The sequence below is a fragment of the Litorimonas sp. genome (assembly GCA_029936425.1).
GTDB lineage: Bacteria > Pseudomonadota > Alphaproteobacteria > Caulobacterales > Maricaulaceae > Litorimonas.
The window spans coordinates 116,127-136,976 of the sequence record JAPYSU010000001.1; the positions used below are offsets into that span (position 1 = coordinate 116,127).

The window sequence follows — 20,850 nt, forward strand, 5'->3', positions numbered from 1 at the left end:
TTTGTGAAAAGATTGTGGGGAGCCATGGTCCATGCCATGGTTTAAAAGCGAATGAAAATAATCATGTCTGAGTAGATTGCAGAGAGATATATGTCTGAAAATGAAACGAACTCTTCCAAGCAGAGTAAGCCTATTTGGCAGCGACTCCTGCCGCTCGCAATTATTGTCGTGGCGTTAGCGGCCTTCTTCCTTCTGGGCGGACCAAAATATGTCAGCTTCTCGGCCTTGCGCGAGCATAAGGATAGTCTGGCGAGATTTGTAGAGAGTAACTACCTTGTGGCGATAATCGGGTTTATTGCGGCTTATGCGGTTCTGACGGCAATTTCTTTTCCCGGGGCCTGGGTGCTTTCGCTTCTAGGCGGATTTCTATTCGGAACATTTGTCGGCGGAAGCGCGATCGTGATTGGCGCAACAATCGGGGCTACAGGTATTTTCCTGGCGGCGCGCTACGCCATTGGGGATTTCCTGAAACGCAAAACCAAGGGCAGCTATATGAAGAAGTTCGAAAAAGGACTTCAGGAAAACGAACTTTCCTATCTCTTCATTTTACGACTTATCCCGGTATTTCCCTTTTTCGTCGTCAATTTCGCGCCCGCCTTGTTTGATGTAAAAGTCAGAAACTACGTTCTGAGCACATTTTTCGGAATCATGCCAGGCAGTTTTGTGTATGCCAGTGTGGGACAGGGCCTTGAGACAATTCTGGCTGAGGGCGGAAAAGAGAGCTTGTCAGGTATTATGTTCCAGCCGAAAATTCTTCTGCCTATATGCGGACTGATCGCCCTGTCCGTTCTGCCTATTCTCTATAAGAAGTTTTTTGGAAAGCCGGGCGCATCCAGTGCGGAAGCCTAAATTTAAAAACCAAAGCGCTGACAAGACCTCCCTAGAAAGACATATATGACCAAGACAGACTATGATGTTGATATTTGCATTATCGGTGCCGGATCAGCGGGACTCTCCGTGGCATCCGGCGCGGCTCAGCTCGGACGCTCCGTTGTTTTATTTGAAGCCAATGACATGGGCGGCGATTGTCTGAATTCAGGCTGCGTCCCCTCTAAATCTCTCATTGCGGCGGGGAAAGCGGCTCACGCCCAAACCTCGGGCGAAAAATACGGGATTAAGCCTGTCACACCCAAAATCGACTTCGAAGCTGTCAAAGCCCATGTCAAAGGCGTTATCGAACAGATTGCCCCGGTAGATAGTCAGGAGCGCTTTGAAGGCCTCGGCTGCATCGTTATTCGGGAATATGCGCGTTTTACGGATGAAAAAACGGTTGAATCTGATTCAACGCGAGTCAAAGCCAAGCGGTTCGTGATTGCCACGGGCTCCCGCGCGTCTGCCCCGCCCATTCCCGGATTGGAGGACACGCCTTATTTAACGAATGAAACTATTTTTGATGTTGACCGTCTGCCGGAGCATCTTGTCATTATCGGGGCCGGACCGATCGGGTTCGAATTAGGGCAAACCTTTCGGCGTCTGGGCAGCGAAGTCACAATTATTGATGTCGCCGCTCCGCTGGGCCGGAACGAGCCGGAACATGCCAAAATCTTGATTGAGGCGTTGGAAAGTGAAGGTGTTAAATTCCTGACTCCGGCCAAAACCAAGCAAATTAAATCAAAAAAATACAAGACGAAATCCGGCGTCAGCGTCGAGTTGGAAGACGGCACTAAAATTGACGGATCACATCTTTTGGTGGCCGCTGGCCGCACGCCAGCGCTAGAAAAACTCACTCTCGAAAAGGCGAATATTAAATACGACAAGAAAGGGATTGAAACAGATGAGGCGCTTCGCACCTCTAATTCCAGGATTTATGCCGCCGGAGATGTCGTCAAAGGCATGGGCGGGCTCACTCACGCCGCCGGTTTCCATGCCGGACAGTTGATTAAGAACTTCTATTTCATGCCGCCTCTCTTAGGCCACATTTTCGCAAAAGCCGCAATTGAGCGTATGCCCGCCGCCATTTATTCCGAACCGGAACTTGCCAATATTGGGTTGAGCGAAAAAGAGGCACGCGAGCAGCATGGAGACGATATTAAAACCGTGTCCTGGGAATTCGAAGAAAATGACCGCGCCATGGCTGAGAGAAAAACTGAAGGCGGGATAAAGATTGTTGCGACCCGTAAAGGAAAAGTCCTGGGAGCCTCCATTGTCGGAGACGGGGCAGGGGAAATCATTCAAATGCTGTCTTTGGCTATGGCTAGCGGCGTGAAAATCTCCGGACTGGCGCAATTCATCTCGCCTTATCCGACCCGAACTGAAATTGTGAAGCGCGCGGCTGGTTCTTGGTACACAGATACAATCTTCTCGGAGAAAACGCGAAAGCTCGCCGGAATTCTCACGAAATTTCAATAACCCTTCTTTTTCGACCGGAAAAACGCTAACGGGTTTATATGATTGATGGCTACATAGCGCGGCGCCTTTCGGCCAAGCTCCTGCTTATGACAATTGGGTTTGTCATGTTGGCCGAACTTGTCCTGTTTTTTCCTTCCGCGGCCGTTTTTCGTCAGAACTGGTTGATGGAGCGTGTGGATCAGGCAGGGATATTGACACAGGCTTTGACAGGCGTTCCGGATTACGAAGCGTCGGAAATGTTGACCCAGGATTTTATGGAGCAAACAGGCGTTGAGCTATTATCGGCAAAACGTGACGGTATGACGGAGCTTCTGCTGGGGTCGCCTCCGTCCAGCGTTGAATATGTAGCCGTCGATATGACAGACCCTGACCGCCGCCCTTTATTTCGGGATACTTTTGCGGATTATTTTTCTTCCGGGGACGAGAGACTTCGCGTGACGGCTCTGTCTCCTGTGAGCGGGCAAGACAGTCTGGAACTGGTCATTCCCCGGTCTGAACTTCGAAGCGAGCTATGGGATTATTTTGAACGCATTCTGTTATTGTCTCTGGTAATTGCCGTTATAACTGGCGGACTCATATATCTCGCAATGTTGATGATAATTGTCAGGCCGCTGCAGAGATTATTGGCCGGAATGAAAACCTTTCGGGAAAACCCGCAACATCGGCAAAATGTTAAACGCAATGCTCGCCGTAAGGACGAAATCGGGGAGCTGGAACGGGCCTTTTCAGACTTGAAGAAGAGCTTGCGGGCGGCCTTTCGACAACGTGAAAGACTGGCGGGACTGGGCTTGTCTGTGGCTAAAATAAATCATGACTTACGGAATGTCCTCTCAACGGCTCTTTTGGTCTCTGATCGATTGACAACCCACAAGGACAAAAAGGTTGTCGAAATGGGAGAACGGCTTGTAAAAACAATTGAACGCGGAGTCGGCCTGACAGAAGATGTTCTGGCGTATAGCCGGGCAGAAACGGCAGACCCCGAACCGCAGGATATTCGCCTTTCTTTCCTGTTGGGCGAAGTCGCCGCCGATACCATGGCCAGCTTTCCCGGCACTCAATTCAAAAACCGCGTGCCGACAGAACTGGAAGTCCGCGCCGACCCCGACCACGCTTACCGCATTCTGCATAACCTTTTTCGCAATGCGGCGCAGGCCATGCAAAAAAGCGAGGTGCGGCGCATTACTGTCTCTGCCGAAGTCACCGAAGAAATCACTCATATTAATATAAAAGATACCGGGCCGGGATTGCCGGAACGCGCCCAGAAAAACATTTTCCTGGCGTTTGCAGCTTCGCGCGGCGCAGAAGGAAGTACCGGGTTGGGGCTGTCGATTTCCAAGGAACTTGCGACAGCTCAGAACGGCGATTTAATTCTGGTCAAGACAGGTGAAAAAGGGACGCATTTCAAGCTGTGTCTGCCGACCGTGAAAACTTAAGGCGCGGCGACGCTTCCTTCGCGCCGCGGGTCTGCTCCGCCAATCAGAGTGCCGTCTTCCTGCCGATAGATAATGTGAAGGCCTGAAATTTCTCCGGCGGAACGCACGACTTTATGACCCATATTTTCAAGCTCGCTGACCGTCTCATTTGGCAGTCCAAATTCGACGGCTCCTGCCCCGCGGTCAATCTCGTCCGTATTTTCCTTTTTCAGATCCTGGGATTCCAGCCGCACCTGGCCGTTACGGGAAATAACATTGGGAAGCTCAATGGCTTCTTGCGGGCTAAGGTCCCAGTCCAGAATACCGACAACACTTTTTGCAACATAGGCAATGATGGAATTTCCGCCCGGCGAACCTGTTGAGAAGAGAAACTCTCCGTCCGGGTTGAACACAATGAGCGGCGCCATAGAACTGCGCGGCCGTTTTCCGGGCGCGACAGCATTCGCGATAGGGTCGCCGTTCTCGTCAACAGCTTTAAAAGAGAAGTCAGTTAGCTGATTGTTGAGCATGAAACCCTTGACCATGCGCTGGCTACCAAAAGCGGACTCGACCGTTGTTGTCATTGAAACCGTCAGCCCGTCTGAGTCGACAATCGTGAAGTGAGATGTGCCAGGACTGTCCGGCGTCGCGTCATTTCCGCGAACGAAATCAACAGGGTTTCCGGCCTTTACTTTGGCCAATACGCCGTTTTGATGAATTAATTCTGCGCGGGATTTCAAATAATCCTTGTTCAAAAGCGGCCCAACAGGCACATCGACAAAATCCGGATCCGCGACATATTTATCGCGGTCTGCATAGGCGAGGGCAGAGGCTTCGGCAAAAACGTGCCATCCTTGTGTCGTTTGTCCTAACTCGGCCATATTGAAATTTTCCAGCTGACCGAGAATAGACATGACGGCGAGCGGCCCGGAGGAGGGCGGCGTCGCGCCGCAGATAATATTGGCGCGGTAGGTGCCGCAGAGCGCTTCGGTCTTTTTGGCTTGATAGCTGTTCATATCCAGCAAGGTCATTGTCCCGGGTAGAGGCGCTTGTTGAGTTTTGTCGATGATAGCCTGAGCAATAGGCCCTTCGAGAAGGGCGCGCGGATTATCCTGCAGCGCGCGCAAGGTTTCGGCGTAGGGATTATTATCACGAAGAGTGCCCTCGGGAATGGGGCTTCCGTCTTCTAGAAAGAAATATTCGCGGGCTTGCTGATCGTTTTTCAAAACATAGGCGCCCATGCGTTCCACCAAACCGGCCAGACGCGCGCTGACCACAAATCCGTCCTCAGCAAGTTTTATGGCAGGTTCCATCTGAGGTCCCCATTCCAGCTTGCCATAATCCTGATGCGCCAGCTCGAGCATGACCATGGCTCCCGGCACGCCTGTGGACCGTCCGGAGGCAATGCCTTCGAAATAGCGCAAAGGCTCTCCGGTTTCCGGGTCCGTGAATAAATCAGACGTGACATTGGCCGGAGCCGTTTCCCGTCCGTTATAATTCCAGACCTGGGCCGTTTCAGGATCGTAAACCACCATGAATGCGCCGCCGCCGAGACCCGAGCTTTGCGGCTCCACCAATCCTAAGACCGTTTGCACAGCGATGGCCGCGTCCACAGCCGAGCCGCCCTGCCTTAGAATTTCGACACCTGCCTCAACGGCCAAGGGGTTGGCAGCTGCCACCATGCCCGGAGACAGCGCTTTGGTTGTTTTCACTCTCTCAATGGCTGGCTTTTGGTTCTCACCTGGCTTCATAGTCTGAGTCTGTGTTTCCGAAGGCGCGATGCATCCTCCCAAAAACAGAGCAGTGGACAGGCAGAGGGCAGGAAGATGTTTCATAAAAAGGCCTTTGTCGTTTGAGCAGCGACCCTAAGCTTACAGCAATTAAACCGCAAACGGGAATTGGAGCTTCCCAAGAAGCTACTCAGTAAAAAAGAATCTCAATTTGAACCTTTTGGCCCAAACTTCCGACTATAAGATGCAAACACGTTCCGCATGGTAAAGCAGTGAACGTTTCGAAGGGGATGATGTGCCGAAAGCGAAGACAAAAGCGGATCTCGTCAAAGCTCTTGATACTTATCAAGCCTTCTTGGCGTCGAAAGGAGACAGAAATGCCTTTGAAGGGCTTTACAAGCGGTGGCATCCAAAAGGAATTCGCTTGGCCCAAAGGCTTACTGGTAATGCCGAGGAGGCAAAGGATGTTCTACAGGAGGCGTCCATGACGATTGCGAGGAACATACACCGACTTGAAAAACCGGAACAGTTTTCGGCTTGGGCCTACACAATTGTCCGGCGCCGCGCGGCGGATCATATTCGCTCCACCATAAAAGCCAGAGAGGCTTCAGTGCGCGCAGCACGTTATCAAGAGTCGCCGCCTCAATCCTGTGCGGAGACGGATCTGTCTTTAAGACAGGTGCTTTCACACTTACCGTCTGAGGAGAGAGCATTGCTTACATTATTTTATGTCGACGGATTTACCGGGCGGGACATTGCACAAGCGCTGGGTATACCTTTGGGAACGGTAAAATCGCGTCTGTTCAAAGCCCGCGAAAATCTCAAACAATATTATCAACCCGTCCCCCGGGACGATACCCCTCAAGGAGAGAGAAATGAGTGATTTTGACAAGAGACTATCTCAGTTATTGAGTGAAGAAGATGAGGCCTTTATTGCCGACGCAGTGGATGAGCAAGGCTATTACGCCTCTGTTCTAAAAAGCCTGGAAGGTCAGGGCAGTGGTATGCGCATTCTCTCCTGGGTTGGCATATTTATTTTCAGCGCACTCCTTCTGATATCTATCTGGCAGTTTTTTCAGGCGGAAACCGTTCGAGATCAAATCCTGTTCGCCTCCCTGGCGATCATGTTGAATTCCGCCCAAATCGCTATGAAGCTCTGGTTTAATATGCAGCTTAACCGCCGCATCATCACACAGGAACTGCGGCGGCTTCAGCTTGTTATGACCAAGGCCAACTTTGATAGTCAATGACGCATTGACCCTTCCGTTTATTGCGGAAGGTCTGCCTTTTCCATATCGGGGTCGATTGTCATGGCCTGATCAAGCGCCAGTGTATCGACATATTGCTGAAACCGGATGACTTTCCCGTTCTCGAGCGTGTAGTGGTGTACAACTTGCGGGTTTATCTGCTTTTCTGAACTAGCGGACGTCGCAAGGTATCGACCAAACATGGCAACGGTGTTTCCATCCGCCATAAAACTTTCAGGCTGCACTTCGAAAGAGGACCAGTCTTGCATGAGCGGCCCCATGACGCCGCTCATAACCTCTTCCGGCCCGACATATGGATTTCCGACAGCCAAGCTGTTATTTTCCGCTTCGTTCCAAACAACGTCTTCTGACAAAGCCGCGACAAAGCCAGGAATATTCCCACTGGCAAAATCTGCATAGATCTGTTTGACGACGGTGAGGTTTGCATCTTCGATGGAAAGCTCGACAGATGCCTCAGGAGAAGGTTGCGCGTATGATGGATTAAACACCGCTGTTCCAAGGAACAGGGTTCCAATGGCGATGTAGCTCGTAATTATAGATTTATTTGTCATTAAATTGCCCCACATTAACGAATGTCAAAATGACAGTTCGTAATAATTTTTAATGTGCTTAGTTCTGAGACACAAGACAAATCGTTTAACAGGGAAAGGGCTTGCCCGTTTCGGCTAGAGCCCCTAACTGCACGGCCTAGGAGAGAGAGTATGAGCAATCTACATGATGACTTTCAGCCCTTGTCCGGGCTCGGCAGTATAGCGGATGAATATGACGCAATTTTTTGTGATATTTGGGGCGTTATCCATAACGGCAAAAGACCTCATCTAAAGGCGTGCGAAGCCCTGGAGCGATTTCGCGAAACCCGCGGCCCGGTTGTTCTGATTTCCAATTCCCCTCAGCCCAGCGTGGCTATTCCGGAAAGTTTTGCGCGCATAGACGTGCCGGGCGGATTCTGGGACGCGATTGTAACGTCAGGCGACGCGACAATAGATGAGCTTGCCAGACGGGCGCCGGGACCGGTTTTCAAAATCGGACCGGAACGCGATGACGCTCTTTACGAAGAACTGGATATGAATTTTTCTGATCTGGACGAAGCGGAGTTTATTTCCTGCACCGGATTATTCGAAGATGATGAAACGCCCGAGGATTACGAAGATCTCTTGAAAGAGGCATTGGCCCGCGAACTGGAATTCATATGCGTCAACCCTGATATAAAAGTGCGTCTGGGCGACAAGCTGGTCTGGTGCGGCGGCGCGCTGGCTCAGAAATATGAAAGACTGGGCGGGCGGGTCATTTATTCCGGCAAGCCGCATGAGCCGATCTACCGCTTGTCACGGGCTTGGATAGAAGAGGTTTTGGGCCATGTCCCCGATGTCGAGCGCATTCTTTGTATCGGAGATAATATCTTTACGGATCTGCTGGGCGCTCAGGAACAGGGCTATGATTGCCTGTTTATTCAGGACGGACTGCACGGCGAAACGGCAGAAAATTTCAAGGCATTGATGCAGAAACATAAAGTCATTGCGCGTTATATTTCGCCGTCTCTGAACTGGTAATATCTGAGAATTTTGTACATTCTCTTTGAGATATAAATTTATCGTGGCAATCTTAAATTTGCAGTGATAATCCATTCTCTCACGAAAGAGGGATTTATGACTGAGACGGTAAAATATTATCTGGATGATTTATCCGTCGGGATGCGCGCGACGACAACCGCGATCATCACCGAAGAAATGATCAACACATTTGCGGATATTACCGGCGATCATAACCCGGTTCATGTCGACGCCGAATTTGCCGCCACCACTCAATTTGGCCAGAGAATTGCCCACGGGGCTCTGTCGGCCAGTTTTATATCAGCCGTTCTTGGTAATGACCTGCCGGGGCCGGGCGCGCTCTTTGTTGAGCTTAACCTTCGTTTTCGTAAACCGGCTTTCATTGGGGATGAAGTCATTGCAGTGGCCGAAGTGGCCGAAATCAATGAACGCTCTGGCCGCGTTAAAATGAGCTGCTATTGCGAAGTGAACGGACAGAAAATCTGCCGAGGCGATGCGGGCGTCTTTGTTCAAAAACGCCCTGCTGAGTAAAGCGTGAAAACGCTCACAACTTATACCGGGCTTTCAAAAGAGGATCAGGGCGCGGTTATTGCTTTGGGAAACTTTGACGGTCTGCATCGGGGCCACCAAGCCGTCATTAAAGCGGCGCAAGACATCGCGCGGGAGATGAAAGCACCGATGGGGATTGGTCTGTTCCGTCCGCACCCATACCGTTTTTTTAAACCTGACGCCGCCCCCTTTCGCCTGATGAGCGCGACGGTTCGCGCCGAAATAATGGCGGAGCTTGGGGTGGGATGCCTTTACGAGATTCCTTTCACGACAAACCTTCGGGATATGGACGACACAGAATTTGTAGAGCAAGTCCTGCATCATGGCCTGGGCATTCGCCATGTCGTGGTCGGCGAAGATTACGGCTTTGGACGAAATCGCTGCGGAAATGTTGAAAGCCTGACGCGGCTTGGCGCGGCGCGCGGCATCGGGGTCACGGCTATGCCCGCGGTCGGCCTGCATGAACGCTACGGCAAATATGGCAGCACGGAAATCCGAAAAGCCTTGCAGGCAGGTGACGTTTTTCACGCCCATCACATGCTGTCTCGTCCCTGGCGGGTGGACGGCATTGTGAAAGAAGGGGAAAAGCGTGGGCGCACGATTAATTTCCCGACGGCAAATCTCGACTTCGGCGATCTCGTTCGGCCTAAATTCGGGGTTTATTGCGTCGAAATGCGGCTTGAGGGCGAAGAGACCTGGCGGCCCGGCGTGGCCAATACCGGGAGCCGCCCCACTGTGGACGGGAAAGAAGCGCGCCTTGAGGTGCATCTGCTCGATTTCGACCGCGATATTTACGGCCAGCATGTGGACGTAAGGTTTCGCAGTTTTATTCGTCCCGAGATAAAGTTCGAAAATTTTGAGGCGCTGAAAGAGCAAATTGCAAATGACGCAATCGGCGTACGGGCGATTTTTGGTTTGCCGCGTGGGTAATGCTCAAATCACGAATTAAATCGGTGTTTTGCTGGGTTTTAGCCCTGTTTTTCTTGGCCGCCGGTATTTTGCTGCACTTCATGGCGACGGATGAAGTCGCCCAAATTGTGCCGCCTTTTCTGCCCTTTCCAAAATTAATTGTAATCGTGACAGGCGTTCTGGAAATCCTGTTTGCCATTGGCCTTATCTGGCCAAAATGGCGCCGCCTTACGGGCATTGTTTTAAGTGTTTATCTTTTGGCTGTTTTGCCTGCCAATATTTATATGGCGTTAGAAAACATGCCCTTGGGCGAACGGGATCTAACTGGATTTCAACTCTGGTTCCGAGTGGCTTTGCAATTTCCGTTAATCGCCTTGGTTTTATGGGCGAGCGGGTTTTGGGAAAAGCCTAAGTCTTCCGACGCGGCTTAGAAGGCCCACCACTTTTACCTTGTGCCTGACGCGCAGCCGTGCGTTTCGCCCGGCTCGGCTTAGCTTTTTTCTTAAATCCCTTGCCGGAATAAGATTGCGCGGCGCGGCCTTCCGCCGTTTGCGCGCGAGGGGTTTTGGACGGGGCCTTTCCTGAGCGGGGTTTCTCAGAGCGGGGTCTGTCAGACCGAGACTTCTCCGATTTGGGTTTATCAGAGCGCTGTCTGTTCCCTGTTTTCTCAGGACGCGCTGTTTTCGCCCGCGGATTTTTCGAGTCTGGATTAGCGCGTCGGGGCATATCAGACGGATTTTGTTTTTGGACTCGATCAGATTTTTCCCGACGAGGCTTTCCGTCCTCGTCTGAAGGCCTGTTTGATTTATCAGAATTTTCAGGCTTTCCGGATTTGCTGAATCGGCCTTTTTTCTTGGACTTTCCGCGCCCTTTACGGGCGTCAGGCTTGGGCTTTTCCGGGGCAGGCAGGGCGTCGCGAGAGTTTAGCTCTTTGAGCTTTTCGTTCATATCTTCGGGCATATCCATTTGCGGCAGTTTTTCGCCCAATAGTTTTTCTATGTCGCGTAGATAATTTGCTTCGCTCTTATCGACAAAAGCCACAGCAATCCCAGATCGTTCTGCGCGCGCCGTCCGTCCAATCCGGTGAACATATTGCTCGGGCACATTCGGGATTTCATAATTAAAAACATGGGTAATATCGGGAATATCAATCCCGCGCGCGGCAATATCCGTGGCGATCAAAGTATTGACCTTGCCGCTCCGATAATCCTCAAGCGCGCGCTGTCTCTGGCCTTGAGATTTATTTCCGTGAATTGCGATGGCGCGGATGCCGACCTTGGCCAGGCGTTTCACAATCCGGTCTGCCCCGTGTTTCGTGCGGGTAAAGACCAGCGAGCGGCCAACGTCTTCGTCGAGCAAGGCGACGCTAAGCAAGTCCTGCTTATCCGCCTGATTGACGCGGTACATACGCTGCTCGACTTTTTCCGCTGTTGTATTGGCCGGCGTCACAGAAATATGAACCGGGTCAATTAAAAACTGTTTGGAAAGTTGTTTAATTTTCGGCGCCAAGGTGGCGGAAAAGAAAAGGGTTTGCCTTTGCTTTGGCAGCAGCGGCACAATTTTTTTCAGGGCATGGATAAACCCCATATCCATCATCTGGTCGGCTTCATCTAAGACCAGGACTTCTATTTCAGCCAGTGTAATTGCCTTACGGTCGAGCAAGTCAATCAATCGTCCAGGCGTCGCGACAAGAACGTCATTGCCGTGAACGAGGCGCTTTATCTGACGGGAAATGGGAACGCCGCCATAAATGCAGGCGACAGATAAATCCATCATGTAACGTCCATAATCGCGAACAGAAACGGCAATTTGGTCTGCCAGTTCCCGTGTGGGGGCCAAGATAAGAACGCGCGCGCCGCGTTTTGGGGCGTCTTTTTCCTGTGTGAAAATATGATGGAGCGTCGGCAACGTAAAGGCGGCGGTTTTGCCTGTCCCGGTCTGGGCGATGCCCATAATATCCTTACCCTTGAGCGCGTCCGGAATGGCTTGGGCTTGAATAAGGGTGGGGACGGCGTGGCCCAGCTCGCGCAAAGCGCGGTCAAGCGGCTCGGCCAGGTTGAGGTCAGAGAAAGAAGTCATGAATATCCGAAGGGGAAACGACCCGCTACGGTCTGGTTGTTTGAGTCGCGCCCTAAGCGCGTCCAGACCGCAAGTCAATGACATTAGACAGGCAGACCTTCCCAATTAATCAGCCTGGAAGCCCACCTTTTCATGGCTGCCATCGCAGAAAGGCTTGTTATCACTGTGGCCGCAGCGGCAAAGGTAACAGGATTTCGTCCGGGCAATGACAGCCCCGGAATGGCAGCAAATCTCGAGCGGCCCTTTGACTTCAAAAGGCCCGTCTTTCTGCGGATTGATGTTTAACTCGCCTTGCCTGGACTCCAATTTAGTGTCGTTTTTAGGCTCGACCTCTCCGCTAGCTATAAATCCCTCAGTGTGGCTACCGTCACAATAGGGCTTACTTCCGGACTTACCGCAGCGACACAGCGTTCGGCGAAACCCGTCTTCCTTACCGTTCACTTTCAGATTTGCCCGCACTTCCAACGGTCCATTTTCCCAAAGCTTCATGAGATTGGTTTGAGGCGGCTGTTCTTCCCGACCGCCATCCTTACGTTTAATTCTGATTGCCCCTGAGGGACATTCCCGTCCTACTGCATAGAGTTCATCCGAATCCGTATCATCTGGATAGAGCCACGGCCCATCCGCATCCCCTACGAAACTTTCCGGAGCTTCGGTCACGCAAAAACGAGAGTGGATGCATTTATTTCCGTCAAATTCCAAAATGACATTCCGGCCCTCAATACGTTCAACGCCGTCCGCCTTTAAAGCTTTTACAGGCTTTGTTCGCCCTTCCCTGTCAGGGTAGTCTTCTGTTTCAGGGTTTTTCAGTTCGGTGAGTTCTACCATTTATGTTCTGTCTCTATGAGTAATTAAAACCGTCGGAAGGGAATTATTCCAATCCGACGGTAATATTATTCCCAGAGACAGAAACAGGTTCCGAAGTAACCGTGCGACTAAACGCTCACCAGATTGGCTTCGGTTTCGTCGCGGTGTTTTTTCAAATATTTCATGAAGGGCGTCCCGCCCGTCCCCACATCCGGATCATTGCCGGCCGCTTTGCGCGATTGCTTGTTGATGTAACTTGCCGCGTATTCCAAATGGCGGGAGCGGAAATCGGCCACAGCCTGAATGTTGGCATTATAAGCCTCAACCAATCCCTTATGTCTGGAGTTGCTGACAAATTCTCTTAGATTACTCTTGGCGCGAACGTCATCGATGAAACGGCGGTGAGACGGCGGACGGTATATATGAAGCTGATCCAGATAGGCTTTCAGCGGATCGGCGGCATGACCGACACCGAGCAAGGCGTCCATGGATGGCACAATTGAAGATTGCGACCCTGTTTGCCCGCGGAAGGATTGTGGTTTGCCTTCAAATTCTTCGACGCCTTCATATATCAATCCGTCTGGAAGGGCGGGATTGTCTTTCCACCCATGGATATAAGGCCGGACGCGCTCAAAATAGACATAAGGATCACAGCGCTCGGGCATCCGGTCAAATAGATCTTTTAGATTCCCCCAAACTTTGGCCATGTCCTCGAGAAGGGCTTGGGCCTTTTTCGCGTCTTTCTGGTCGGCGGCATCAATAACGTCCCCGAAGAGCGCAAGACAGGCGCCTGCGCGGGCCTCAATCGCCACATGAACCAGGACAAACCAGGCTTCGTCCTGTCCGGCGAGGAATTTTTGAATCATGTAAAGATTCGACAAATCGATTGGGCCGTCTTTATCAAACCTTGCCCAGTTATCGAGGACATAGCCGCTATAAGGCATGAGAGGTTGCTGTCCGATTTTCTTTGACAGAGCCACAATGGGAACCGCCAGCTTGCGGGGCAGGACAGACGGTGCGTCCGGCTCCCCCCAAACATAGGCCTGAATCATGAAAGAATAATGTACCATAGCCATGCGGGCTTCCGCGTCGCTTAAACCTTCTACAATTGACCGGTCAAAATCAGGGAGGTTGTCGAGCAGATATTCCCGAACCTTTCCGGTGGGTAAAGCATCTGGCAGGCGAAGGGCGGTCTCGGCGGCTTGCTTCAAATCACCGCTCAATTTGATGTCAGCCGGATTATGGCGACAAAGAAATCCGCGCTCGGCGGACATGTCGTAATCAGTTAGTTTAAGTGTCATGGCATAAATCCTCTTTTTACACAATTATAGAGGAGTATTTGGTCAATTTCCTTGCATAATCCGCGTCGAAAGTTTTATTCATGCAATATATGAAAGATATGGATAAAATTGACGCGCATATATTGCATAGTCTTGAGTTGGATGGACGATTGTCCAATACTGAACTCGCAAAAAAGGTTGGCTTGTCACCGTCGGCCTGTCTTCGCCGGACGCAGGATTTGGAACGACGCGGCGTTATCAAAGGTTACCGTGCCGTATTGGATCGCAAACAATTGGGGGCGGGCGTTACCGTTTTCGTTATGGTCGGGCTGTCAGAACATTCCCGCTATTATTCCAAAGGATTTGAAAAAGCCATGGCCGTCGCCCCCGAGGTGCGTGAGTGCCATAACGTGACGGGTTCAGTTGAATATTTATTACGGGTCGAGGTGGCAGATTTGGAAAGTTATAAAAACTTCCACCGTGACACTTTGGGAACACTCTCTCATGTCAGTTCCATGACGTCCTACATCACGCTCGATTCGCCCAAGGATATGCGGGCGTAACTCTAATTTGCGCTTGTAGTGGTGTCCGACGTAATAACCCACTCGCCGTCGATTTTCTTAAAGACCAAAGTGTATAGTCCGGAGGCGGGTTCGCCCTCTCTTTCAAGCTTCCAAGAGCCATGAACAATCGCGGCGTTTGGGCTGATAACATCAACCTCGTAATCGTCTGTGATGAGCTCTCCCATGACATTAGGGTTAGGGTAACGTGTGTAATAGCCGTCTCGGGTGGCTTCCCATCCGCGGTTGATTTTTCCGCCGGACGCAAAGCGAAGTTCAGGCGATTTCCAGTAGCTTTCCATAAAGGCGTCAATATCGCCGGCGCTCCAGGATTCGTCCTGTGCGTTCAGAATGGAAACAAGTTCCGCCTCAATGGCGGTTTTGTCGGCGGGCGCAGGCTGACACGCCGGCAAAGTCAATGTCAGCAAGGCAAAGACCAACATTGGCCAAATGGCGTAAGGAGAATGTTGACCGTTATTCCGCATTCGGCTCGGACTGATTCTGGATGTAATTTTGAATTCCGATAAGGCGAATTTGGTCTTGCTGGGTTTCTAGAAAGTCCAGATGATCTTCTTCACTGGTTAAAATTTTGGCAAACAGATCCCGGGTGACATAATCCCGAACTTTTTCGCAATATTCGACGCCGTCGCGCAAATGCGGAATAGCTATTTTTTCCAGCTTCATATCGCATTCGATGATTTCTTCGACATTTTCTCCGATAAAGATTTTGTCGAGGTCCTGAAGATTTGGGAGGCCGTTGAGAAATAATATCCGCTCAATAATCCAATCGGCGTGATTCATTTCATCAATGGATTCTTCATATTCTTTGGCCGCGAGTTTGCTGACGCCCCAATCTTTAAGCATCCGGGAATGAAGAAAATACTGGTTGATGGCCGTGAGCTCGTTTTTCAACGCTATATTCAAGAGTTCGATTACTTTGGGATCGTCGCGCATGTCTTTTTCCTTCGAAGAAACTTCAAAAGACACATAGCAAATATCAAAGAGGATTCACAGGCGCTAAATTGTAAAACTCAGCCTGTAAGGGACAGAAATTTATTCGGCGGCGACAGCTCTGACGGGGGCTGCGTTACTGTTTAAGCGCTCTTGAATGGAACAGGCGCATTTTCCGCAATTAAAGCGCTCGCCATAATGGGCCAAGACGCATCGGGCCGTTTTAGCGCCGCAAGACGCCGCGAAATCGACCTTTTCCGTATTGATCTGTCTGCAAACGCAATAAATCATGAAATCCATAAACAGCAATTGCAACTGATTGTCAATACGGTTGCGAATGAATTGCAGAGTAATTTACAGCTGGAACAAGATAACGCCGATAATCGCCTGGGGTTTCAGGTCTTTTAGGTCTGGGAAGCAGGTTAACTGAAAAGAATTTTGAGCATGATTTCGGTCGAGGTCGGTTTTTTAAAAACAGTCGAGCTAGGAAAACGATCTTCAATCTGAGCTTTGTGACCGTGACCCGTGTGGAAAACAAAAGGAATATCTTTTTCCAACAGTTTTTCGGCCGCCGGAAAGACATCAATGCCCCTAAGGTCAACATCGAGAATGGCCCCATCTATCTCTTTATTCTCAATAAATTTCAGGCTTTCGGCGAGGCTCATACATGTCCCGGCCACGGAATAGCCAACATCCTCAATATCCATTTCGATTTGCAAAGCGATGAGAGCTTCATCCTCAACAACAAGAATGCGCTTTTCAGGACTTGAATCGACTTCGGGCCCAGATAGATTTACGTCGCATGGAAGCGTGCGACTAGGTTCAACCCGTTGTTCCATTCTCTTTCAACATCCCCATTAAGCTGACGTAAACTCATGTCCATCATCCGGAAACCAAACCCGGTTTCCCCGAAATCTACAGGCCTTAACGCGGAATTTGATGTCTCGTTCCAATAAAGTGTCACAAAAGTTTTATCGTTATCTTCCTCAGTTTCTACAGTTTCTGCTGACCAAGAAATCTGAATACGGCCTCCGGCTTCCGTAGACCAAGCGCCGTATTTCAGAGCGTTGGTCGCCAATTCATGCAGCAACAGGCCAAGCGGCGTCAAAGTCTCTTGGGTCAACTCCAGATAAGAGCCCTCTATCTGGACGACTCTTTCGGGCGTTTCGTAGGGCGTGAACAGAGTTTGAATGAGGGTTTTCAGATCTGTGACCTCTTTGGTGTCTTGAGACGCGCTGAGGCTATGCGCGCGTGACAAGGCCATGATTCGATCCGTTATTTTGGTGACGGCCAATTGAGTATCGGTTTCGTTTCGGCCTGTAAGCCTGACAATAGAGGTAATGACCGCAAAAAGGTTTTTAACCCGGTGATTGAGTTCTTTGGTAAGCAGGTCAGAGCGTTGACGTTCAACTTCCACTTCTTCCAACAATTCAAGCGTCTGATCCAAGGAAACCGCTCGAACAAAAAGATAAACAATACAGGACAGTAGCAGTAAAACGCCTACACCCATGGCAATTAATCGCCGAAACGATTTCTCTTGAATTTCCCGCGTTGTGGAAAGAGACTGATCCATTAATTCGCGTTCAATGATATAGAGATCATTCAGATCCTCCCGAATTTTGGCCATCAGCATTTTGCCGCTTCCATCATTCACCAAGTCCACCGCCTCGGATCTCCGGTCGTCTTTGACGAGTTCGATGGAGCGCACCATCTCTGCTATTTTTTCTTCTGCGAGATGTTTCACATCGAAAAGAATCTCGATTTGAGTGCGGGTTTTCGTATCTCCTAAAAGCGTATCCAGGTTTTTAATGGCATCACGATATCTTTGAACGCCGTCCTCATAGGACTCAAGGTAATCCGTATCCTCGGTAAGTATATATCCGCGCTGGGCTGTTTCAGTCTCGGTGAGAGAGAGCTGAATCTGCCGGATATGTTTAACGATGTTACTTGAGGTCGTCGTTTGGGTTTGAGAGATATCATCAGTTTTGAAGGCGTCCACAGTTCCTTTCGCGCCCCAACTTAGCAGCGTCGCGATCGCCACCACAATGACAAGCAGGGCATGAACAGGCTTCAGTCCGAAACCTTTCATCAGGAAAAACCTTTCAGGAAATTAAATTGAGAAAAGGCATAGCTGAGCATGTTTTCGCTTAGCAGGAATAAAATGGCGCGCAAACAAGAATGAGGTGAAATTAAAGGTGACCGCAATATCCTATAGTGTTGATCTATAGAGGAGCTGTTTTAAGTCCGGCCAAGACGGCTGAGTCCCGTGAATAAATATCATCGAGGTAGCGGATACCAGAAGGCCCTTCATTCACGGCCGTGAAATAAAGAATATGCACGGGCACTTTTACTTTTAGATCTGCGCGAGTTTCCTTGCCGCTCAGCACGGCGGTCTCAATTCTTTCTCTCGTCCAGCCGGGCGTGTCCTCCAGCAGCCACGCGCTAAGGGCCAGAGGGTCTTGCGTACGCATACAGCCGGAGGAAAACGCGCGTTGCCTCTGAGCAAACAGGCCCCGCGTCGGCGTGTCATGCAAATACACATTATGTTTATTGGGAAAAATAATCTTCACCTGACCCAGCGCGTTTTGCTCACCAGGCGCTTGGCGCAATCGATACGGAAAATTACCGGGGCCAACAGAATTCCAGTCTATTGAAGAAGAGTTGACCGCCATCCCGTCTTTATCAAGCACCTGAAACCCCAACCGTTTTACTGCTTCGGGGTCTTTACGGAAAAGAGGCACCTTGTCCTTGGTGGCCAGAGAATAGGGCGTCTCCCACCATGGGTTAAAGACGGCATATTCAACCTCATCCGAGAAAACAGGCGTTTTCCGGTAAGGTTTTCCGACAATGGTCAAATGAGTCCGAACCGGCTGTCCGTCTTCATATGTAGTCACATTGAATCCGGCGATATTAGCGCGGAGGTGGCGGCGCCCCAAATCTTCGGGTAGCCAACGCCAGCGTTCAAGGTTAACGCGCAGCGTATCCAGTTTTTCCTGTGTTCCGCGGTTCAAGGCGGCGAGAGTGGCCGCGCCGACCACGCCGTCATCGTCCAGGTCGGCGTTTCTCTGAAAGGACTTAACTGCCTCCAGAGTGAGCTCATCCATTTTTCCGGACGGGTTTTCTTCGCTTGATAAAAAGCCTAATTCAGTCAGGCGTAATTGTAGCGTCGTCACGCGCCCACCGGACATGCCGGGTTTGAGTGTCTCCCCTGACGGAATGATATTTGAATTTGCCTCAGCCAGATCCCGAAGACTTTCATATTCCGCAACTAAGGCAGCGTAGCCGGGTTGTTTTGGCGCTAGGGCCTCGAGACTTGACGAAAGATTTCCGGAAGAGAGGGCGTCGGAGAGTTTGCCGGTTAAATCCTCGCTCCGGCTCGCTGCTGTCCAATCCGGCTCCACGCTGGTCGGGGAGAGCTTGCCATAAACCATATGGGCCGCGGCGGACAACCAGGCATCGGTGGCCAGACGTTCCCGCGCTTCCTTATTGTTCTTATTCTCTATCAATGAGGATAAATGATAATGTTCCGGGTTCAGGCCATGACCCTCAAGGCCTTCGATCGCTGTGATCAGGCCGTCATAATTCGAATCGTTCCAAACCTGACCGGACTGGGCATCGTGAAATTTCTGCGTGGCGACTGGCGCCAAGCGGCTGAAATCAACGCGGTTTATAAGGCGGTTCTGAGCTGATGCAGAATTTACCGATAAAGCAAAAGCCGAGAGACAGATGAGAGAGCGTATTTTCATACGTTTGTTTTGACCGCTCTCTGGATTTTAAGCAATCTTTTCTGTCAGAGAGGCTATCCGGGGAGGCTATAGGAAATCGGCGCGCCGGGGCCAAGCGGAAGACCCAAGGCAATCCAAGCTACGATTAAAATCACACCGGAAATCAGCATCCAGATGGAATAAGGAATCATCATGGCGGTCAGGCTGCCAATTCCAAACCCTTTCTGCCAGCGCTGGGCGAATACAAGGATAAGCGGGAAATAAACCATGAGCGGCGTAATGATATTCGTTGCCCCGTCGCCGACGCGGTAGGCCGCGGTCGCCCCCTCTGGACTGATACCCAGGAGCATCAACATCGGCACGAGGACCGGCGCAAGCAGCGCCCATTTCGCACTCGCCGAGCCGACAAAGAGATTTAATAATCCGGTGAAAAGAACAATAAGGCCAAGAGTAATAGGCAGAGGAAGCCCGCTGGCCTCAATACCATTCGCTCCGTGAACGGCACTAATCAGGCCAAGATTTGACCAGTTGAACATGGCGACAAAATGCGCCGCCGCAAAAGCAAGCACGAGGTAATAGCCCATGTCTTTCATGGCCTCAGCCATCATGTCGACCAGATCGCGGTGATTTTCTATCGTTCCGGCGGCGCGGCCATAAAACCAGCCTGCGGCCAAAAAGAGAATCATAAATCCGGCTACAAGTGAGCGGAAAAACGGCGTGGCCGTGACATACCACTCTTGGCCCTCAACGGCGTTTTCATCTGCCAATAGCGGCGTTCCGGGCGCGAATGTCATGATGGCCCAAAGGACACAAACGCCCAAAATAGCGTAGCCTGCGTGGCGAAGGCCTTTTTTCTGTCCTTCTGTCAGGGGCTTGTCTTCTTGGCCATATTCTGCGGCTTGCCTTTCATCCGGCACCCATTTGCCAAGGCGGGGCTCAATAATCTTGTCCGTTACATACCAGATAACGGGCAGGTAGATGACCATGAGAACAGCGATAAAGAACCAGTTGCCGGCAATATTCATGACCCAAGTCGGATCTATACCCGCGCCTTCCACAGCTGCTTCTGTTATACCGAACAGGAGCGCGTCGAGCTGGCCTGGAGAAATATTGGCGGAGAAACCACCGGAAACCCCGGCAAACGCGGCCGCTATGCCCGCCATGGGGTGACGTCCTACAGTCGCGAACAAGATAGCCGCCAACGGTATCATGACAACATATCCTGCATCCGCAGCGTGGTTTGATAACATCGCCACCAAAGCCACAACGGGCGTCAGCAAATATTTCGGCGCTCCTCGGACGGCCTGACGGATACCGCTTGCGAACAGACCCGACCGTTCCGCAACACCCGCCCCGAGCATGACAACAAGCACATAACCAAGAGGATGGAAGTGGGTGAATGTTTCGGGCATTTCGACCCAAAGTCTCTGGATATTTTCGGCAGATAAAAGGCTCAGAGACCGAATAATAACGGGCGTCCCCTCTGAAGTTTCCTGTACCGGGTGGTTAGCTGATAATCCAAACAGGCTGCAAACCACAGAAATAAGGATAAGAAGCACAATTAAATAGAAAAAGATAAAGACCGGATCGGGCAAACGGTTTCCTGAACGTTCAACCCAGCCCAAAAAGCCTTTTTGCGAGGAATCTTCTGAAGAAGGTGCTTTTGAATCTGCCATGAAAA

At 50.8% G+C, this 20,850-nt stretch carries 22 protein-coding genes; 11 read left to right on the top strand and 11 right to left on the bottom strand.

The features are described from left to right. The first annotated feature begins 90 nt into the window (after positions 1-90). Genes ACN0IC_RS00630 through ACN0IC_RS00640 form a run of 3 tightly spaced genes read left to right on the top strand, consistent with a single transcriptional unit; the run spans position 91 to position 3,782 of the window. The gene (locus tag ACN0IC_RS00630) at positions 91-849 is read left to right on the top strand and encodes a TVP38/TMEM64 family protein (RefSeq protein WP_416876811.1); all 759 of its coding nucleotides are present in this window, start codon (positions 91-93) and stop codon (positions 847-849) included. Between the two features lie 45 nt (positions 850-894). Beyond that, entirely contained in the window at positions 895-2,349 is a 1,455-nt protein-coding gene (locus tag ACN0IC_RS00635; RefSeq protein WP_416876812.1) for a dihydrolipoyl dehydrogenase family protein, read from the top strand. 38 nt (positions 2,350-2,387) lie between these two features. After that, on the top strand, positions 2,388-3,782 hold the full coding sequence (locus ACN0IC_RS00640) for a sensor histidine kinase (RefSeq protein ID WP_416876813.1): 1,395 nt from the start codon (positions 2,388-2,390) through the stop codon (positions 3,780-3,782). On the opposite strand, the gene ggt is transcribed toward ACN0IC_RS00640, so the two are convergent. Next, positions 3,779-5,596, bottom strand: a complete 1,818-nt coding sequence (gene ggt / locus ACN0IC_RS00645) for a gamma-glutamyltransferase (RefSeq protein ID WP_416876814.1) — start codon at positions 5,594-5,596, stop codon at positions 3,779-3,781. The two genes, ACN0IC_RS00640 and ggt, sit on opposite strands and share 4 nt — an antisense overlap. A 190-nt stretch (positions 5,597-5,786) precedes the next feature. Between ggt and ACN0IC_RS00650 the strand changes: the two genes are divergently transcribed. Together ACN0IC_RS00650 and ACN0IC_RS00655 are read left to right on the top strand one after the other, a co-directional pair. After that, a complete protein-coding gene (locus tag ACN0IC_RS00650; protein ID WP_416876815.1) occupies positions 5,787-6,374 on the top strand; it encodes an RNA polymerase sigma factor in 588 nt (195 codons plus the stop codon). Next, entirely contained in the window at positions 6,367-6,741 is a 375-nt protein-coding gene (locus ACN0IC_RS00655; protein ID WP_416876816.1) for a DUF6768 family protein, read from the top strand. Before ACN0IC_RS00650 ends, ACN0IC_RS00655 begins: the two co-directional genes overlap by 8 nt. 17 nt (positions 6,742-6,758) lie before the next feature. Here ACN0IC_RS00655 and ACN0IC_RS00660 read toward each other — a convergent pair whose 3' ends face one another. Next, positions 6,759-7,310, bottom strand: coding sequence for a nuclear transport factor 2 family protein (locus tag ACN0IC_RS00660; protein WP_416876817.1), 552 nt, complete (start codon positions 7,308-7,310; stop codon positions 6,759-6,761). Between the two features lie 150 nt (positions 7,311-7,460). On the opposite strand from ACN0IC_RS00660, the gene ACN0IC_RS00665 reads away from it, so the two are divergent. The 4 genes from ACN0IC_RS00665 (at position 7,461) to ACN0IC_RS00680 (ending at position 10,198) form a co-directional block, all read left to right on the top strand. Continuing rightward, positions 7,461-8,309 (top strand): TIGR01459 family HAD-type hydrolase, encoded by an 849-nt coding sequence (locus ACN0IC_RS00665; RefSeq protein ID WP_416876818.1) that lies wholly within the window; start codon positions 7,461-7,463, stop codon positions 8,307-8,309. A 96-nt stretch (positions 8,310-8,405) separates the two neighbouring features. Next, the gene (locus tag ACN0IC_RS00670; protein WP_415810267.1) at positions 8,406-8,840 is read left to right on the top strand and encodes a MaoC family dehydratase; all 435 of its coding nucleotides are present in this window, start codon (positions 8,406-8,408) and stop codon (positions 8,838-8,840) included. Between the two features lie 3 nt (positions 8,841-8,843). Further along, on the top strand, positions 8,844-9,788 hold the full coding sequence (locus ACN0IC_RS00675; RefSeq protein ID WP_416876819.1) for a bifunctional riboflavin kinase/FAD synthetase: 945 nt from the start codon (positions 8,844-8,846) through the stop codon (positions 9,786-9,788). Further along, positions 9,788-10,198 (top strand): hypothetical protein, encoded by a 411-nt coding sequence (locus ACN0IC_RS00680; protein ID WP_416876820.1) that lies wholly within the window; start codon positions 9,788-9,790, stop codon positions 10,196-10,198. The genes ACN0IC_RS00675 and ACN0IC_RS00680 overlap by 1 nt, the downstream gene beginning before the upstream one ends. On the opposite strand, the gene ACN0IC_RS00685 is transcribed toward ACN0IC_RS00680, so the two are convergent. The 3 genes from ACN0IC_RS00685 to ACN0IC_RS00695 all read right to left on the bottom strand — a co-directional run bounded on the left by ACN0IC_RS00685 (position 10,176) and on the right by ACN0IC_RS00695 (position 13,954). After that, on the bottom strand, positions 10,176-11,846 hold the full coding sequence (locus ACN0IC_RS00685) for a DEAD/DEAH box helicase (RefSeq protein WP_416876821.1): 1,671 nt from the start codon (positions 11,844-11,846) through the stop codon (positions 10,176-10,178). The genes ACN0IC_RS00680 and ACN0IC_RS00685 overlap by 23 nt on opposite strands. Before the next feature lie 105 nt (positions 11,847-11,951). Continuing rightward, positions 11,952-12,674, bottom strand: a complete 723-nt coding sequence (locus ACN0IC_RS00690; RefSeq protein ID WP_416876822.1) for a CDGSH iron-sulfur domain-containing protein — start codon at positions 12,672-12,674, stop codon at positions 11,952-11,954. A gap of 107 nt (positions 12,675-12,781) precedes the next feature. Beyond that, the gene (locus tag ACN0IC_RS00695) at positions 12,782-13,954 is read right to left on the bottom strand and encodes an indoleamine 2,3-dioxygenase (RefSeq protein WP_416876823.1); all 1,173 of its coding nucleotides are present in this window, start codon (positions 13,952-13,954) and stop codon (positions 12,782-12,784) included. Between the two features lie 80 nt (positions 13,955-14,034). On the opposite strand from ACN0IC_RS00695, the gene ACN0IC_RS00700 reads away from it, so the two are divergent. Further along, complete coding sequence (locus ACN0IC_RS00700) at positions 14,035-14,496, top strand: Lrp/AsnC family transcriptional regulator (RefSeq protein ID WP_416876824.1); 462 nt, start codon at positions 14,035-14,037, stop codon at positions 14,494-14,496. A gap of 2 nt (positions 14,497-14,498) precedes the next feature. Here ACN0IC_RS00700 and ACN0IC_RS00705 read toward each other — a convergent pair whose 3' ends face one another. Next, complete coding sequence (locus ACN0IC_RS00705) at positions 14,499-14,978, bottom strand: YybH family protein (RefSeq protein ID WP_416876825.1); 480 nt, start codon at positions 14,976-14,978, stop codon at positions 14,499-14,501. Continuing rightward, positions 14,968-15,447 carry a bacterioferritin gene (gene bfr, locus ACN0IC_RS00710; RefSeq protein ID WP_416876826.1) on the bottom strand — a complete coding sequence of 160 codons (480 nt, stop codon included), beginning with the start codon at positions 15,445-15,447 and terminating at the stop codon, positions 14,968-14,970. The genes ACN0IC_RS00705 and bfr overlap by 11 nt, the downstream gene beginning before the upstream one ends. Before the next feature lie 195 nt (positions 15,448-15,642). Here bfr and ACN0IC_RS00715 point away from each other — a divergent pair, with 195 nt between their 5' ends. Beyond that, positions 15,643-15,852 carry a hypothetical protein gene (locus ACN0IC_RS00715; RefSeq protein WP_416876827.1) on the top strand — a complete coding sequence of 70 codons (210 nt, stop codon included), beginning with the start codon at positions 15,643-15,645 and terminating at the stop codon, positions 15,850-15,852. A gap of 14 nt (positions 15,853-15,866) precedes the next feature. Here ACN0IC_RS00715 and ACN0IC_RS00720 read toward each other — a convergent pair whose 3' ends face one another. The 4 genes from ACN0IC_RS00720 to ACN0IC_RS00735 all read right to left on the bottom strand — a co-directional run bounded on the left by ACN0IC_RS00720 (position 15,867) and on the right by ACN0IC_RS00735 (position 20,845). Continuing rightward, positions 15,867-16,283, bottom strand: coding sequence for a response regulator (locus ACN0IC_RS00720; protein ID WP_416876828.1), 417 nt, complete (start codon positions 16,281-16,283; stop codon positions 15,867-15,869). Beyond that, a complete protein-coding gene (locus tag ACN0IC_RS00725) occupies positions 16,238-17,533 on the bottom strand; it encodes a sensor histidine kinase (RefSeq protein ID WP_416876829.1) in 1,296 nt (431 codons plus the stop codon). The genes ACN0IC_RS00720 and ACN0IC_RS00725 overlap by 46 nt, the downstream gene beginning before the upstream one ends. 133 nt (positions 17,534-17,666) lie before the next feature. Next, positions 17,667-19,190, bottom strand: a complete 1,524-nt coding sequence (locus ACN0IC_RS00730) for a L,D-transpeptidase family protein (RefSeq protein ID WP_416876830.1) — start codon at positions 19,188-19,190, stop codon at positions 17,667-17,669. Positions 19,191-19,243: 53 nt separating this feature from the next. Continuing rightward, positions 19,244-20,845: an AbgT family transporter gene (locus ACN0IC_RS00735; RefSeq protein ID WP_416876831.1), complete on the bottom strand. Its 1,602-nt coding sequence runs from the start codon at positions 20,843-20,845 to the stop codon at positions 19,244-19,246. Positions 20,846-20,850: the final 5 nt, after the last annotated feature.

Bases quoted from the DNA above. Each gene is read 5' to 3' on its own strand.
- ACN0IC_RS00655 (WP_416876816.1), top strand. From the start codon at position 6,367: ATGAGTGATTTTGACAAGAGACTATCTCAGTTATTGAGTGAAGAAGAT.
- ACN0IC_RS00685 (WP_416876821.1), bottom strand. From the start codon at position 11,846: ATGACTTCTTTCTCTGACCTCAACCTGGCCGAGCCGCTTGACCGCGCT.
- ACN0IC_RS00630 (WP_416876811.1), top strand. From the start codon at position 91: ATGTCTGAAAATGAAACGAACTCTTCCAAGCAGAGTAAGCCTATTTGG.
- ACN0IC_RS00695 (WP_416876823.1), bottom strand. From the start codon at position 13,954: ATGACACTTAAACTAACTGATTACGACATGTCCGCCGAGCGCGGATTT.
- ggt (WP_416876814.1), bottom strand. From the start codon at position 5,596: ATGAAACATCTTCCTGCCCTCTGCCTGTCCACTGCTCTGTTTTTGGGA.
- ACN0IC_RS00660 (WP_416876817.1), bottom strand. From the start codon at position 7,310: ATGACAAATAAATCTATAATTACGAGCTACATCGCCATTGGAACCCTG.
- ACN0IC_RS00665 (WP_416876818.1), top strand. From the start codon at position 7,461: ATGAGCAATCTACATGATGACTTTCAGCCCTTGTCCGGGCTCGGCAGT.
- ACN0IC_RS00670 (WP_415810267.1), top strand. From the start codon at position 8,406: ATGACTGAGACGGTAAAATATTATCTGGATGATTTATCCGTCGGGATG.
- ACN0IC_RS00640 (WP_416876813.1), top strand. From the start codon at position 2,388: ATGATTGATGGCTACATAGCGCGGCGCCTTTCGGCCAAGCTCCTGCTT.
- ACN0IC_RS00705 (WP_416876825.1), bottom strand. From the start codon at position 14,978: ATGCGGAATAACGGTCAACATTCTCCTTACGCCATTTGGCCAATGTTG.
- ACN0IC_RS00680 (WP_416876820.1), top strand. From the start codon at position 9,788: ATGCTCAAATCACGAATTAAATCGGTGTTTTGCTGGGTTTTAGCCCTG.
- ACN0IC_RS00720 (WP_416876828.1), bottom strand. From the start codon at position 16,283: ATGGAACAACGGGTTGAACCTAGTCGCACGCTTCCATGCGACGTAAAT.
- ACN0IC_RS00690 (WP_416876822.1), bottom strand. From the start codon at position 12,674: ATGGTAGAACTCACCGAACTGAAAAACCCTGAAACAGAAGACTACCCT.
- ACN0IC_RS00635 (WP_416876812.1), top strand. From the start codon at position 895: ATGACCAAGACAGACTATGATGTTGATATTTGCATTATCGGTGCCGGA.
- ACN0IC_RS00725 (WP_416876829.1), bottom strand. From the start codon at position 17,533: ATGAAAGGTTTCGGACTGAAGCCTGTTCATGCCCTGCTTGTCATTGTG.
- bfr (WP_416876826.1), bottom strand. From the start codon at position 15,447: ATGCGCGACGATCCCAAAGTAATCGAACTCTTGAATATAGCGTTGAAA.
- ACN0IC_RS00735 (WP_416876831.1), bottom strand. From the start codon at position 20,845: ATGGCAGATTCAAAAGCACCTTCTTCAGAAGATTCCTCGCAAAAAGGC.
- ACN0IC_RS00700 (WP_416876824.1), top strand. From the start codon at position 14,035: ATGCAATATATGAAAGATATGGATAAAATTGACGCGCATATATTGCAT.
- ACN0IC_RS00730 (WP_416876830.1), bottom strand. From the start codon at position 19,190: ATGAAAATACGCTCTCTCATCTGTCTCTCGGCTTTTGCTTTATCGGTA.
- ACN0IC_RS00715 (WP_416876827.1), top strand. From the start codon at position 15,643: ATGGGCCAAGACGCATCGGGCCGTTTTAGCGCCGCAAGACGCCGCGAA.